The organism is Asticcacaulis sp. W401b, from assembly GCF_046503825.1.
Taxonomy (GTDB): Bacteria; Pseudomonadota; Alphaproteobacteria; order Caulobacterales; family Caulobacteraceae; genus Asticcacaulis.
The window spans coordinates 1-14,621 of record NZ_JBKFEE010000028.1; the positions used below are offsets into that span (position 1 = coordinate 1).

At 62.4% G+C, this 14,621-nt stretch carries 11 protein-coding genes; 6 read left to right on the plus strand and 5 right to left on the minus strand.

The features are described 5' to 3' along the window. Nucleotide 1 precedes the first annotated feature (1 nt). Entirely contained in the window at nt 2-1,786 is a 1,785-nt protein-coding gene (locus ACK8OE_RS20245) for a tetratricopeptide repeat protein (RefSeq protein ID WP_410274126.1), read from the minus strand. A gap of 290 nt (nt 1,787-2,076) precedes the next feature. Then, a complete protein-coding gene (locus ACK8OE_RS20250) occupies nt 2,077-3,744 on the minus strand; it encodes an electron transfer flavoprotein-ubiquinone oxidoreductase (RefSeq protein ID WP_410274127.1) in 1,668 nt (555 codons plus the stop codon). A gap of 107 nt (nt 3,745-3,851) precedes the next feature. Between ACK8OE_RS20250 and ACK8OE_RS20255 the strand changes: the two genes are divergently transcribed. Further along, nucleotides 3,852-4,694, plus strand: a complete 843-nt coding sequence (locus ACK8OE_RS20255) for a uracil-DNA glycosylase (RefSeq protein ID WP_410274128.1) — start codon at nt 3,852-3,854, stop codon at nt 4,692-4,694. A gap of 163 nt (nt 4,695-4,857) precedes the next feature. Beyond that, nucleotides 4,858-6,636, plus strand: coding sequence for a transglycosylase SLT domain-containing protein (locus tag ACK8OE_RS20260; RefSeq protein ID WP_410274129.1), 1,779 nt, complete (start codon nt 4,858-4,860; stop codon nt 6,634-6,636). A gap of 158 nt (nt 6,637-6,794) precedes the next feature. On the opposite strand, the gene ACK8OE_RS20265 is transcribed toward ACK8OE_RS20260, so the two are convergent. Beyond that, a complete protein-coding gene (locus ACK8OE_RS20265; protein WP_290793296.1) occupies nt 6,795-7,466 on the minus strand; it encodes a glycosyltransferase in 672 nt (223 codons plus the stop codon). A gap of 5 nt (nt 7,467-7,471) precedes the next feature. After that, entirely contained in the window at nt 7,472-8,731 is a 1,260-nt protein-coding gene (locus ACK8OE_RS20270; RefSeq protein ID WP_410274130.1) for a class I SAM-dependent RNA methyltransferase, read from the minus strand. A 291-nt stretch (nt 8,732-9,022) separates the two neighbouring features. Here ACK8OE_RS20270 and ACK8OE_RS20275 point away from each other — a divergent pair, with 291 nt between their 5' ends. Further along, the gene (locus ACK8OE_RS20275; protein ID WP_410274131.1) at nt 9,023-9,460 is read left to right on the plus strand and encodes a glycine zipper 2TM domain-containing protein; all 438 of its coding nucleotides are present in this window, start codon (nt 9,023-9,025) and stop codon (nt 9,458-9,460) included. Nucleotides 9,461-9,661: 201 nt separating this feature from the next. Here ACK8OE_RS20275 and ACK8OE_RS20280 read toward each other — a convergent pair whose 3' ends face one another. Next, nucleotides 9,662-10,840 (minus strand): glycosyltransferase, encoded by a 1,179-nt coding sequence (locus tag ACK8OE_RS20280; protein ID WP_410274132.1) that lies wholly within the window; start codon nt 10,838-10,840, stop codon nt 9,662-9,664. 144 nt (nt 10,841-10,984) lie between these two features. Here ACK8OE_RS20280 and ACK8OE_RS20285 point away from each other — a divergent pair, with 144 nt between their 5' ends. From ACK8OE_RS20285 to ACK8OE_RS20295, 3 genes are all read left to right on the plus strand, one after another. After that, complete coding sequence (locus tag ACK8OE_RS20285) at nt 10,985-12,208, plus strand: hypothetical protein (RefSeq protein ID WP_410274133.1); 1,224 nt, start codon at nt 10,985-10,987, stop codon at nt 12,206-12,208. Beyond that, nucleotides 12,195-13,451, plus strand: a complete 1,257-nt coding sequence (locus tag ACK8OE_RS20290) for a hypothetical protein (protein WP_410274134.1) — start codon at nt 12,195-12,197, stop codon at nt 13,449-13,451. Before ACK8OE_RS20285 ends, ACK8OE_RS20290 begins: the two co-directional genes overlap by 14 nt. 139 nt (nt 13,452-13,590) lie before the next feature. Next, the coding region (locus ACK8OE_RS20295; RefSeq protein ID WP_410274135.1) for a hypothetical protein at nt 13,591-14,621 on the plus strand (1,031 nt) is incomplete at its 3' end.

Consider the following 14,621-nt stretch of genomic DNA (forward strand, 5'->3'; position numbering starts at 1 on the left):
TTCATTTGCGCGTTTTAACCGGTGTCTTGACCGGGGTTTTGGGCTTGGTCGTCTCAGATGCTGTTTCAGCCTCCGCAACGGCCTTGACTTCCGGCACCACAACGGTATCCAGCTTGGCCTGCACGGCGGCCTTCTGCTTGTCGTCGGCCTCCAGCGTCAGGACGCGCGCCCACTGATAGCGCGCTTCGATGGTGCGCCCCAGCTTGTGATAGACGTCGCCCAGATGGTCGGTGATTTCCGGATCAGCCGGTTCGGCGGCGATGGCCTTTTCGATCCATTCCAGCGCCTCGGCATATTGCCCCTGCTGGTAATAGCCCCAGCCCAGCGAATCCATGATCGCCCCTGAGCGCGGTGTCTTTTCGAGCGCCTTGCGGATCATGACCATGCCTTCGGTCACATTCTCCTTCCGCTCGATCAGGCCATAGCCCAGCAGGTTGAGCAGTTCGGAACTGTCCGGTTGCAGGGTCAGGCCCTTTTGCGCCGCCGCCTTGGCCTTGTCCCAGTCGCCAGCGGCCTGATACAGCACCGCCACGGTGAACCACGTTTCCCAGCCGAAATCCGCGTCGCCATAGGCGGCCTGATAGGCCTCCATCAGCTTGAGCGCCCCGGCCGTATCGTCCTTTTGCCACAGAAGGCGCGCCCGCTCGACCGTCAGGCCGATGTCCTTCGGGTCTGCGGCGCTCAGTTCGGTAAACAGGGCCTCGGCCCCGTCGAGATCGCCGGCTTCTTTCAGGCTCCAGGCGGCGCGCACCTGCGCCTCGCGGTAAAAGGGCGAGTCGGGCTCAATCGACGCCCATTCGGTCTGCGCCGCCTGCACGTCCTTCATGCGCATCAGCACCTGCCCGGCCAGAAGCCGCGTGCGGTCAAGCGTGGGCGTGGCGGCCGCGGTTTCCGGGGCGGCGTATTGTGCCAGCCGCAGCGTCGCCAGCGCCATTTCCGACTGCTGCTCCGAGGCATAAAGCGTGCCGGACAGGAACAGGCTGTCGGCCAGAATCAGCCGCACATCCGGCGATTTCGGCTTGCGATAGTCTTTGGCGTCGAGCCCGTCGAGACGCTGACGCACCAACCGGTCCTCGGATACGCTCAGGATATCGGTATAGAGCTTACGCGCCTCGTCCTTGCGGCCACGGCCTTCCAGAAATGCCCCGTAATAGGGGCCGAACAGCACGCTGGCCGGACCGGGCTGACAGATGATTTTAAAGATGGCCTCGGCCTCGGCATGACGGCCCTTCATCTCCAAAAGACGCGCCTGATTGGCGGCCTGAAGAAACAGCACCAGCCGGTCGCGATTCGGTGTCGTCCCGGCGTTGAGCTGGCTTTCCAGCGTCGGGTCTATGGCCTTGTCCCACTGACGCGCGGCGGCATAGGACAACGGCTTGAGCAAAAGCGTGGCGCGGTCGCTGGCGCCAGCCTTTTGCGAGGCTTCGATAACGGCAGCCGCGGCCTTGCCCTTGCCCTCGCGGATCAACGCGATGGCCTGTATCTGAGCCGCCACCGTGCGCGACAAGCGCCCGCCATTTGCGGGCACGTGGCTGCGGGCAAAGCTCATATCGCCGCTGAGCACCGCCGCCAGAAAGGCCCGTTCGCGCAAGGCCGCATTGGCAGGGTCAGCGTCCGCCGCCGCCATCAGGGCACGCGCGGCCGTCTCCGTATCGCCTTGCGCTGCGGCCAGACGCCCGACCAGAAAGTCGCCATAGGCGCTGGAATAGGCCTTATCGGCGGCCATGACCGGCGTGGTCAGGCACACAAGGGCGGCAAAGGCGGCAGAGGCAAGAACAGGCTTCATCAGGGGCGTCTCTCGATTACCGGCACAGTGAACGCAGTAAATCCGGCAGGATCAAGTCCTTATCGAAGGACATCCCTTTCAAAAACGTCAAATTCCAGGGAAAAGCCCGTGAATCTCCTCCCTGTTGCGCAGCAATGGGGAGGTGGCAGCGAGCGAAGCGAAGCTGACGGAGGGGACAACGCGAAAGCAATCAAAGCCTCAGCGCCCTGAAACTCAAACGCCCTCCGCCTCAGTCAGACGGCTTCACAGCCTGCCACATCCCAACAGCTTTGCCATAGGGAGGAGAGACATCACATATTCGGATAGTTGGGGCCGCCGCCGCCTTCGGGCGTGGCCCACACGATGTTCTGCGTCGGGTCCTTGATATCGCAGGTCTTGCAGTGGACGCAGTTCTGGGCGTTGATCTGGAAGCGTGGCTTGCCGTTATCGTCCACCACCTCATAGACCCCGGCCGGGCAGTAGCGCTGCGCCGGTTCGGCATATTTGGGCAGGTTGATAGCGATGGGCACCTCCGGGTCCTTAAGGCGCAGATGGACCGGCTGGTCCTCCTCGTGGTTGGTGTTGGAGATGAAAACCGAAGACAGCTTGTCGAAGCTGATCTGGCCATCGGGCTTCGGATAGGTGATCGGCTTGAATTCCGCAGCGGGTCTGAGCGACTGCGCATCGGTCTTGCTGTGCTTCAGCGTGCCCCAGGGCGACCAGCCGCCGGTGAGATTGCCCACCGACATATCGAGGCCACCCAGCACCATGCCCAGCGTCGTGCCATAGCGGCTGAGCAGGGGTTTGACGTTACGCACCAGCTTCAGTTCTTTGGCGATATCTGACTTCTGATAGGCCTTGTCATAGGCTTCCAGCGTCTGCGGCGCGTCGCCGGACGACAAGGCTGCCCACGCCGCATCGGCGGCCAGAATGGCGCTCTTGATGGCGTTGTGGCTGCCCTTGATGCGCGGCACGTTCACAAAGCCCGCCGAACAGCCGATCAGCACCCCGCCGGGGAAGCTCAATTTCGGCACCGACTGATAGCCGCCTTCGGTAATGGCCCGCGCGCCGTAAGAGATACGCTGCCCGCCTTCCAGATGCTCGCGCACCACCGGGTGCTGCTTGAAGCGCTGGAACTCATCGAACGGGGACAGATAAGGGTTCTGATAGTTGAGGTGGACGACGAAGCCGATCGACACGTATTCGTCGCCGAAATGGTACATGAAGGAGCCGCCGCCGGTCTTGTCATCCAGCGGCCAGCCCAGCGTATGCTGCACCAGACCGGGCTTATGCTTCGCCTTAGGAACCTTCCACAACTCCTTGATGCCGATGCCGTATTTCTGGACGTCGCTGTCCTTGTCCAGCTCAAAGCGCTTGATGATCTGCTGCGACAGCGAGCCGCGCACGCCCTCGGCAAAGAAGGTATAGCGGGCGCGCAATTCCAGACCGGGCTGATAATCGCCCTTGGGCTGGCCTTCGCGGTCGAGCCCGAACACGCCGGCCACGACACCGGCCACAGCCCCCGCGTCGTCGTGCAGGACTTCGGAACAGGCCATGCCCGGATAGATTTCAACGCCCAGCGCCTCAGCCTGCTCGGCCATCCAGCGCGTCAGATTGCCCAGCGACCCGATATAGCAGCCGTGATTCTTCATGTAAGACGGCATGGGCAGGAAGGAGATATCAAGCGCGCCCTGCGGCCCCAGATAGATGAAGCGATCCTCAGTTACCGCCGTTTCCAGCGGCGCGCCCTGCGCCTTCCAGTCGGGAAAAAGCTGCGTCAGGCCCGACGGATCGATCACCGCGCCGGACAGAATGTGAGCCCCGATCTCGGAGCCCTTTTCCAGCAGGGCCACCGAGACGTCGCCGCCACTGGCCTGTGCCGTCTGTTTGAGGCGAATGGCCGCCGCCAGCCCCGCCGGGCCGCCGCCCACGATGACGACGTCATATTCCATCGATTCGCGTTCAGGTGCGTCCGCCATGTTCGTACTCTTCTCTAATATTTCCCGGTGCCGGTTTGATCTTGTGGCACAGTTTCCGTAAAGACTGTAAAGACCCTGCCGATCATTTTTCTCAAAGATGTCTGTTTATGCCGGAGCCTCACGCCATCACGGCCCAAGCCATGCGCGAGTTGGAAAGCTATCTCAGCTTTCTCAACGACCATGAGCTGGACGACATCTACGATGCTCAGCCTATTAATCGTCTTTTGGCGGAAAATAAATCGCGTTCTGTGACGGCGGCGGCGCAAAACGCCCCGGCGACGGTCGCCCACCTGCCGAGTGCTGTGCGCGTCAATGCCCTGAGGCCTGAGTCGCTGCGCCATTTTGATGTCGAGCGCGCCGCCGCTGCCGCCGCGGCTATCGCCGCCAGCGCCGCGACGGTCGAGGCGCTTTATGCCGCTCTGGAGGCCTTTCCGGATGTGCCCCTGCGCTATGAAGGCGGCAAGGGCCTGATCCGCGGACGGGGGGGCTTACCGGCGGACGTGCTGATCGTCGGCGATGTGCCCGACGCCGATGAGGACGAGGCGCAGACGGCCTTTCAGGGCAAACCGGGGCATCTGACTGATGCGGCCCTGTCGGCTCTGGGGCTCAATGAACGGGCCTTACGCCTTCCCGGCCTGTTCTGGCGTCCGGCAGGCGGGCGTCCGGCCACCGACGAAGACATCCGCCTGACTGCCCCCTTCCTGCGCCGCCTGATCGAACTGAGCGCACCGAAGGTCGTCATCCTGTGCGGCGCGACGGCGGTGCGCAGCGTGCTCGATTCCAACGACAGCGTGCAAAAATTGCGCGGCAAAGCACACGATCTGACCCTTTCGGGCGGTGCCCCCCTGCGGGTTTTTGTCACCTTTCCCCCGGCGCTTCTGCTGCGCCAACCCCTTGCCAAAAAGGCATTCTGGAGCGATTTCCTTCTGGCCACGGAGGGTCTGGCCTAAGAGCGCAACCCTTAATAGCTTGCCTCCCCATCAGGTTTTGATTACTGTCCACAGGCGTCCGCACTTTCCCGCGCTGGCCAGGATGCACCGCTTCGACCCTTATTGACGGCAAAAGTCAGGTCCGAAGCCTCCCGATTTGGATAAACAACGACGGAGTGTTGCCTTGACCAGACCTGCGAGCCGCGCCCGCTACCGGCATGTCCTGATGTCCGCCGCCGCGCTTGCCGCCGTCTGTTTCTGTGCGCCCGCCCTCGCCCAAACCCCTGTTTCGACCGGCGACAAGACCGTCGATGCCATCCTCAGCACCCCGCAAACCGCCTATAAGGGCGCTGTCCTGCTGGCGGCAGCTTCCGACACACCGCGCAAGCCCGTCGCCTACAGCAGCCTGACCCGCTCGCCCCCCAAGGTGCCTGCCGCACTCGATCCCGGCCTGTCGCCGTGGGACGCACAGCTTTATCAGGCGGCGTTTGACGCGCTCGACAAGGGCGATTTTCCCACCGCCGACGCCTCGATCGAAAAGATCAGCGACAAGAGCCTGATGGGCTATCTTGAGTTCAACAAACTGTTCCACCCGGACTACAGCTCAACCTACGAAGAGTTGATGAGCTGGCTGGAGCGCTATCCCGACCACCCGCAGGCCATGCGCGTGTGGAATCTGGCCAAGCGCAAAAAGCCTGAGGGCGTCGAAGACCCGCCGTTCCCCAAACTGGCCGGGGCGCAGAAACTGTCTTCCACCGGCCTGCTGGACGGACCACCGCGCAGCGAAGTCAAGGCGGGCACCGCCGGACCCGATTCGGCCCTGACGCCCAAATCGGCGCGCTCGGCCTATAATGACGGCAAGCTGGATCAGGCGCTGAAACTGGGCGTGCAGATCGGCGATCGCTGGGTAGCGGGCCTCGCCGCCTATCGCCTCAAGCGCTATGACGAAGCGCTGAAACACTTCGATTTCATCGTCAATGACCCCAGCCAGAGCGCCTGGAGCCAGTCGGGCGGGGCCTACTGGGCCGGTCGCATGGCCGCGAAAATGGGCCATAAGGGCGACGCCGAGCTTTATTTCAAATACGCCGCCTCCTTCCCCTTCACCTTCTATGGCCTTCTGGCCGAGCAGCGTCTGGGGGCCGAACCCGCCGTCGTCCGCGCGCAAAAGGGACAGGCCCCGGTCTTTGCCGAAGAAACGCGCGGGGCCTATACGGCCAAGCTCAATGCCGATTTTAACTGGGCCAAAAACGACGCTCAGGCCCGCCGCGTCTCGATGCTGGTGGCCGTAGGCCGCAAGTCTGACGCCCGCACCGAATTGCAGACCGCCATCCAGCGTTCACCGGATCAGCAGACGCGCAGTAATTGGCTGGCTCTGGCCGACGCGCACGATCTGTCCGTCTCACAGATCCGCACCTCGGACCGTCTGTTCGACCCGGCCAACTATACGATCCCCGATTTCGAGCCGACTGAAGGCTGGCGCATCGACAAGGCGCTGCTGTACGCCATCGCCAAAAAAGAGAGCAAGTTCAACGCCAAGGCAAAGAGCTATGCCGGGGCCTATGGCCTTTTGCAACTGATGCCGGCCACCGCCTATGTGGTGACGCGCGATTCCAGCCTGATGAGCAATCCGGACAAGCTGCTCGACCCGGCGGTCAATCTTCAGGTGGGGCAAAGCTACATGCTGAAACTGGCGGCGTCGGGCATCAATGACTCCGACCTGTTCCGCGTGGTGGCCTCCTACAATGCCGGCGAAAAATGGGTGCAGGACGCCATGCGCTCGCTGGGCGATGACGCCGACTCGCTGCTGGTGATGGAGTCGATCCCGGTCGCCCAGACGCGCCAATACGTCGAAGAGGTGGTCGCCTCTTATTGGATCTATCGTCAGATCATGGGCAAGCCGTCAAAGACTCTGGCGCTGGCCGCATCTGACGCCAAAATCGTCGATATTCTGGCTGATAAGTAATTAGCCACGAAAAACACGAAAATCACGAACGCTTAGCGCTCTCAGGCACCTTCGCCCTAAGGGCTTTGCTGTGACCGCGGCAAGCAGACGTAAAGGTGCTTCGCGCGAACAGATTTACGCAACGAAATTCGTGATTTTCGTGTTCTTCGTGGCTAAATCTACGCCTTCTTCACCGGCGGCTTGGGCGGAAAGCCCAGCAGGTACAGCACAAAGCCGCCCGCCTTGCCGAACAGCGATAAATACCAGCTCCCTTTGCGGAAGCGCTCGCCATTGGTGGTCAGCGACACCGGAATGGGCCGCAGGCGCGCCCGGCCGAGAGCCAGGTCGATGCTCAGGTCTTCAAACGCCACCTGATCCTTATAGCCGCCCACGGCGTCATAGAGGGCGCGCGACAGGAACAGGCCGTGGTCACCGGACGGGATGGCCAGCCAGCGTGAATTGAAGGCCACGACCTCCGCCCAGAAGCTGGCGAACCACGACGGATCATCGAAGGCCAGCCGGAAATAACCAGCGCGCAACGGAAAATGCTTCATGTGGTCGCGCACATGGTCCATCCAGCCGTCACCCAGAAGCGAGTCGGCGTGCAGGATCATCAGCCAGTCGCCCTTGGCCGCCTTACACCCCTGCCACAGTTGCAGACCGCGCCCCGCGTCGGCGTGCAGCACGGTACAGCCCGTGGATTCGGCGATTTCCAGCGTCGCGTCTTCGGAGCCGCCATCGACGATGATCACTTCCTTGATCAGGCCTTCGACCACCGCCGGGACCAGCGCGCCCAGGGTGCGCACCAGTGTGGCTTCGGCATTGAGGGTGGGAATGACGACAGATATCAAGGCAGTTACCGCGAAAAGACGCCGACCAGCTCGACATGGCCGGACCACAGGAACTGATCTATAGGCGTCACCCGATCCAGTTGAAAGCCCGCCTCGGTCAAAATTTTGGCGTCGCGAGCGAAGGTCTGCACGTTACAGCTCACGCCGACGACGCGCGCCACCTGTGAGCGGGCGATCTGCTGCGCCTGCGCTTCGGCCCCGGCGCGCGGCGGATCGAAGACCACGGCGTCCCAGCCGGCCATTTCCTCGGCCACCACCGGCGCGCGGAACAGGTCGCGCGCTTCGACCGTGATCGGTTTCAGGCCCGGCGCGCGGCCAATGGCGGCCTTGAGCGCCCGCACCGCCCCTCCCGCCCCGTCGGCGGCATAGACCGACGCCGTTTCGGCCAGCGGAAAGGTAAAGGTGCCCGCCCCGCAGAACAGGTCCGCCACACGCCTGGCCCCCGCCACCGCGTCCTTGACCAGCGCCACCATATCGGCCTCGGACGTCGCGGAGGCCTGCAAGAACGAACCGGTCGGCAGGTCCACCGTGGCGCGGCCAAAGCGCACGCCGGGCAGATGCGACTGATAGAGGATGTCATCGGCCATCGAAATACGCGCCAGACGGATATCCGACGACTGCGCGATCAGGGCGATCTCCATGCGCGCCTGCGCGCTCAGACCGCCGCTTTTGCTGCGCTCGATCCCGCGCACATCGACGTCCAGCCCGGTATCGGAGACGGTCACCGACAGGATGGGAGCGGATTTCGGATGCTCAAACAGGTGCGCGGCGATGTCGGTCAGGACGGGTATGGCCGCGATCAGGGCCGGATCGGCCACCGGACAGACCTCGATCTTCACCTGATCCCACGAGCGCCGCCGCTTATAACCCAGCTCGGTGCGCACCGTCTTGCCCTGACGATATTGCTTGGCGTGCAGGCCGACCCGACGGCGCGTGGCGGGCGGCGTGGTCAGTATCGGCGCGACTTCGGTGCCCAGCCCCGCCCGACGCAGCACGGTTTCGACATTGGCGCGCTTCCAGTCGCTATAGGCCGCCATCTCCCAATGTTGCAGGCTGCACCCGCCGCACTGGCTGAAATGCGGGCAGACGGGGGCGACGCGCTTAGGGGACGGCGTCACCACCTCGATCAGCCGCGCATGGCCGTCCTTTGGTGCGGAAGCCCGCACGGTCTCACCGGGCAGGGTCAGGGGCACGAACACGCCGTCCGTCGTCACACCGTCGCCCTGAAAGCCGACTTTTTCGATGGTAAGGGTCACATCACTCATGGGCGGCTAATAAAGGAGTTGGGGTTCAAAGCTGAACAAAAATTTTGAAAAAAGTTCTGCGTCCAGACAGGCCGCCCTCCCGACTTCCGGCACAACAGGGGCCATTATGCATTGATATTTCAAATATTTTCGGAAAATTCCAGCCCGTTCAGCCTGCAAAAGAAAATGCCAAGATGAACGAAGATGAACAGGGTTCTCAAAAACCGTTCAGGTTGGGGGACCTATAAAGGTCCTCATCAACGACGGGCTGACCCGCCGCGGAATGGAAATAAACCCGAAAGGAACCCCACCATGACCAAGTTCAACACCACGAAAAAGATCGTCCTGTCGGCCGTGGCCTCGGCCATGGTTCTGAGCGCCGGTCTGGCCGGCACCGCTTCGGCCTATGACCGTTACGACCGCTATGAGCGCCGCGGTTATTCGGAAGCCTGCGCCGAGCGCAAGACGAATAACAAGACCAATGGCGCGGTTCTGGGGGCCGTTGCCGGTGCCGCCGTCGGTAACGGCGTCTCGGCCCGCAACGCCCGCACCGAAGGGACTATTCTGGGCGCCGTTGTCGGCGGCCTGATCGGGGCCAAGGTCGGCTCGGACAACACCCAGTGCCAGTACTATGGCAGCCGCGACCGTTACGATGACCGTTATGAGCGTCGTGACCGCTATGACGACCGTTACGATCGCCGCGATCACTACGACCGCTATGACCGTTACGACCGCCGTGATCGTTACTAACCGATTCGAGAACCCCTCCCCATTCTCTGATTTCAGAGGATATCCGGGTCCACTGACGCCCTGCACCTTCCCCCCTTGGTGCAGGGCGCTTTTTTTATTCTGATAAGCAAAAACTGAAATCTCGCGAGCCGCCCCAAGAGATTTTTCTCGATATGGCCCGAGGAAAAGTACCCGGCTTGCCGGGCAACTTTTCCTCGATCATTAGTTGGTCCCTTTTTTCTGGTTCCAAGCGAAGGCCTTGGCCCCCCAGTAGTTCCACACGCCGCTGAGCAGCGCCGCCGAAATGCCGGCCGCGAACCAGTGGATACCGAAATAGTCCTTCAGCAGGATTGCTACCCCGAGGCTGAGCAGCGCCCCGATGGAACAGGCGAAGTAGAAGCCCAGCAGGCCGGTAAGCATCGGCCAGCCCTTCAGGCGCTTGTCGCGGAAGGTCAGGACGTTATTGATATAGAAGTTCCACGTCATCGACAGCCAGATGGCCAGACCGTAGTTGATGATGTCGTCGTAGCGCACCTGATAGCGATAAAGCGGCAGGCCACCATCGACGCGCAGCAGCGAATGGCTGAGCGCCAGAATAATCGCATAGACGAACGCACCCGACACGCCGACCAGCCCGAACAGCACAAAGCGCGCCGAGATGATGCCGTTGGTGGCCTTTTCGATCAGCAGCGCGCCGAGGTCGAGCACGACGCGGATATCGAGCTTGGATTCGCCGCCCTGACGCTGACGCAGAGAGGCCTTCACCTCGCCGAAGCGCGGGCGCACCTTGGTCGAAGCCACCAGATCGACCAGAATCTTGAAACCCACCCCGGTCAGGTTGGGACGCGCGGTTTCGTACCAGTCGCGCGTCATCATGAAGCAGCCGCTCATGGGATCGGTCAGGGGCGCTTTCAGCACCAGACCGGTGGCCAGCGTCGCCGCCTTGGAGCCCAGATCACGGATAAAGCTCAGGCCCGTATCCGTCTTGCCGATATAGCGTGAGGCGCAGACGAGGTCCTTGTCGCCTTTGAGAATCATGTCGGCCAGGGCGCGGATGGCCACGGGATCGTGCTGACCGTCGCCGTCCATAATCCCCAGCACGCGACCGCGCGCCATGTCCCAGCCGCGGATAGCCGCTGACGACAGACCACGCTCACCCTTGCGCACATACAGGCGCACGCGCGGATCGCTCTTACCCAGATCGCTCACTTCGGCGGCGGTATTGTCCTTCGAATCGTCATCGACCACGAGGATTTCATAGTTGAGGCCGCTCAGGTGCCCGGCGATCTCGGTGATCACGCTGCGGATGGCCGCGCCTTCGTTCAGCGTGCAGATGATAAGGCTGAGATCGGGCGCGGCGGCGTCCGGGGCTTTGTCAGCGGCAAAATTTGCGTCTGGCAAAAACAACTCCTGAAACTTATGGTGCGGGCCTGTGGCCGTGTGGGTCGCGGTATATAACAAACTTTTGATTTGGCATAGCGGCATCAAAATTCCGCTCCGCCAACGCGGCCTTAAGCGGAGGTCAGCGGGCTTTTTGAGGTGTGGATGAAACGGTTTCCCCCGGCGGTGCGTATCGGACTGATTGTCTTCGTCTTTTTCCTGCCGCTGCTCTCCGGCGTGTTGGGTAAGATCGCCAAATCCCACGCCTGGTTCGGTGATTATCGTGCCGTGGCCTGCGGCGCGCAGAAGGTCATTGACGGCGGCGCGCTGTACGATCTCAACCTCAAATGCGCGGCGATGGAGGGCACGACGGCAGTCTACGTCTATCTGCCCGTCGTCGCCGAAGCCTTTGCCGGCGTGATTCGCCTGATCGGTCCGGACGGCCTGATCTGGCTCTATGGCGCGCTCTATGTTCTCAGTCTGGCGGTATTGCTGGGGGTGATTTACGTCCCTCGGCCCAAAACGGGCGCAGGACCTGAGCCCGCCCTGCTCGATAAAATCCCCTTCGCCGCCTTCCTGACCGGCAGCGCCGTGGTGTGGGGCAATATCGCCGTCCTGTGCCACGCGGCGGTGCTGGGCTCAGCGCTGGTCGCCAAGCGCTATCCGTGGCTGTTCGCGGCCGTGGTCGCCCTGTGCGGCGTCATCAAGCCGGTCTTCCTCACCTATCTGCTGGTGCTGCTGTTTATCGACCTGCCCCTATGGAAGCGGCTCGGCTGGGCGGCCCTCGCCGCCATAGCCGGGCTTTTGCCCACCGTCCTGTTTGCGACCGAAGGCTCGACCCTGTCGCAAAGCTGGCGCGCCACCCTGTCGGGGTTTGTCTATACGACCACGCCGGGCGAAAGCTTTTACGGCTGGCTGGGCCTCGTGGGCCTGCGCGGCGACAGTATAGCGGCCAATCTGGGCTGGCTGGTCTTTGCGGGTCTGATGGCTTTGAGCGGGCTTGCCATCGCCGAAGGGCTGAAACTCGACACCCGCGCCCGCATCTGGCTGGGCCTCAGCCTTGGGGTCCTGACCATTCCGCGCCTGATGTCGCAGGACGTGTTCCTGATCGGCGTCGGGCTGGCCTATATCGCGCTCTATAGTCCGTCCCTCCTCGCAACCTCCAAACCCTTAAGCGTCCTGAAGGATCGCGGCCGTACGATTCTGACCGTCATCTGCGTCTTTTGCCTTATCGGCGGGGCCGCCGAACTGGGCGATTTCACCACGCGCATCAGTACGTTACTTTTAAGTCTTTACGTTCTGACTGTGGGGGCCCAGACCTTTGCCCAGCGCCGCGACGCCATCCTGACCGCTCTCCTCTTCCGAAAGTCTGCCCGTGTCCCTGACTGAATTTTTCCGCAAGCCCCGTCCCGACGCCCTGACGTGGTTGCAGGCGCACACGCAAAAAAAATCCACGCGCTTCTGGTTCCTCTTCCTGATCAGCTTTTCGGTGGTCAGTCACCTGCTGGGGCGTCTGGTCAAGGGCAAGTGGTGGATGAACGACTTTGACGCCCTGATCTGCGGGGCCGACTATATGCGGCGCGGCCTGTCGCCCTATGCCTACGAACCGGCCTGCGAAGGCCTCAAGGCCGCGCCCTACGTCTATGCGCCGCAGATTGGTGAATTCCTGCGCCCGATTATCGAGGTGACGGGGCTGACCGGGGCGCGCTGGCTCTATGCGCCGTTTCTGATCGCCGCCCTGCTAGTCATTGCGTGGTACGGGCTGAAACGCGGCTTCCCCAACCCGCCGCTGCATATCCGCCTGCTGGGCTATACCATCGTCTCTGGCTCAGCGGTATCGTGCGGCAATATCGCCGTCATCAGCCACGCCGCCGCCATCGGCACAGCCCTGATGATCCGCCGCACCCGCCTGCCCTTCCTGCTTGTGGTGCTGGTGTCGTCGATCATCAAGCCCGTCTTCCTGACCTATCTGATCGTGCTGATGTACGATGCAAGGCCCCTGCGGTCGCGGCTTGTGTGGTCCGCCGCCGGGGCCGTCATCGGCATCGGCCTCTATGTGTGGATCAGCCGCACCGCCGGCCCGCTCTATGAGGTGTGGCAAAAGACCATCTACGACATCACCCTGATCGAACAGCCGGGCTATACCCTGCTCGCCTGGGCCGAATGGGTGGGCCTGACCATAGATCATCCCGCCACCCTGATCGCCTTTGCCGTCTATTTCCCGATCATGGCGCTGGCCGGGCTTCTGCTCTGTGATCTGGGCAAGCTCAGCCTCGACACGCGCATCCTGATCGGGCTCGGCATGGCGCAACTGATCAATCCGCGCATGATGTCCTATGACATGCTGTTCCTGCCAACCATGCTGGCGGCGGTCGTTATGGTGGCGCGCGATTACGGCGAGCGCACCTTCTCTAAGGTATCGTGGACGTTTTTGTGGATCGGCGTCGCGGGCTTTTTCATGGCCGTCTTGCCCATCAAGGACTTCAAGCCCGCCGACATCATGTCCCCGGCCTTTGTCGCCCTTGTCCTGTGGGTCAGCCTGATCGTGATCCGGCAAAACAAGGATATCATCCAGCAAACCCTGAAAAATCCCAAGCCTTTTCTGGGTGATATTATACAGGGACGCCTGTAGGCCCAGACACCAAAAAGGACCGGAAACGACATGATTGCCCGGTTTTTGCCACGACTGCGAACCGCCGGACACAGAGTGTCCTTAGTTTCATCCATATGAGCGGCGACCTGTCTTTTCTTTCGATACAGAGAGAAAAGACATGGCCCCCAGTCCCCGCCTGACGCACCTGCCCCCGCTGTGGTGGGGCGTTTTATGCTCGCTGCCGGTTTTGGGGGGACTGGCCGGGCGTTTTGTGCGGGGTACGCCGGGCTTTGAGGACTTCGATGCCGTCACCTGCGCGGGCCTGACCCTGCTGCAAGGCGGCAATCCTTATGATCTCGCGCCATCCTGCGCGGGGTTGAAAAGTGCCGTCTTCGTCTATGCGCCGCCGGTCGTCGAAGGCGTGGCCTTTGTGATCGCGCATCTGGGGGCCGACGGATACCGGCTGCTGTTCGGTGGCCTGTGGCTGCTGGCGCTGTGCGGGTTGAGCGCCTATGCCGTCAAATTCGCCCTGCCGGAGGTCGATATCCGGCTGAAACTGCCCTTTCTGGCCCTGTTTACCGGCGGCTGCATCGCCTGCGGCAATATCGCCATCCTGCTGCATGGCGGGGTTCTGTTGGGGGCGCTCAGCCTGCCGCGAAGGGTGTGGCCGTTTGTACTGACCGTCACCGTCGTCAGCCTGATCAAGCCTGTCCTTCTGACCTATCTGATCGTTCTGGCCTATATGGACCGGCCCCTGCGCTGGCGCATGGGGTGGACAGCGGCGGGCGTCGTGGCGGGCCTGAGCCTCAGCCTATGGGTGCTGCATAGCCCTTCGCCGCTTACGCCGCTGTGGAAAGACACCCTGTCGCAGGTGGTGCTCAGCGACCAGACGGGCATCAGCTATTTCGGCTGGCTGCACAGTTGGGGCATAGACAGCACCTCGCCGGTCGCCCTGTCGCTTCTGCCTGTGGTGATGGGGACGCTGGCCTTGTCGGGGCTGGCTCTGGCGGAACTGGGCCAGCTCGGCCGAAATGAACGGCTGGTTCTGGGGATGGGGCTGGCGCAGTTGCTCAATCCACGTCTGATGGATTACGACCTGCTGCTGGTGGTGCCCTTTGGCGCACTGCTGGCGCATCTGGTCGCGCGGCACGGCGGCCACTGGGCCAGCGTCAGCACGTGGGGGCTGATCGGCCTGACCGGCAGTATATT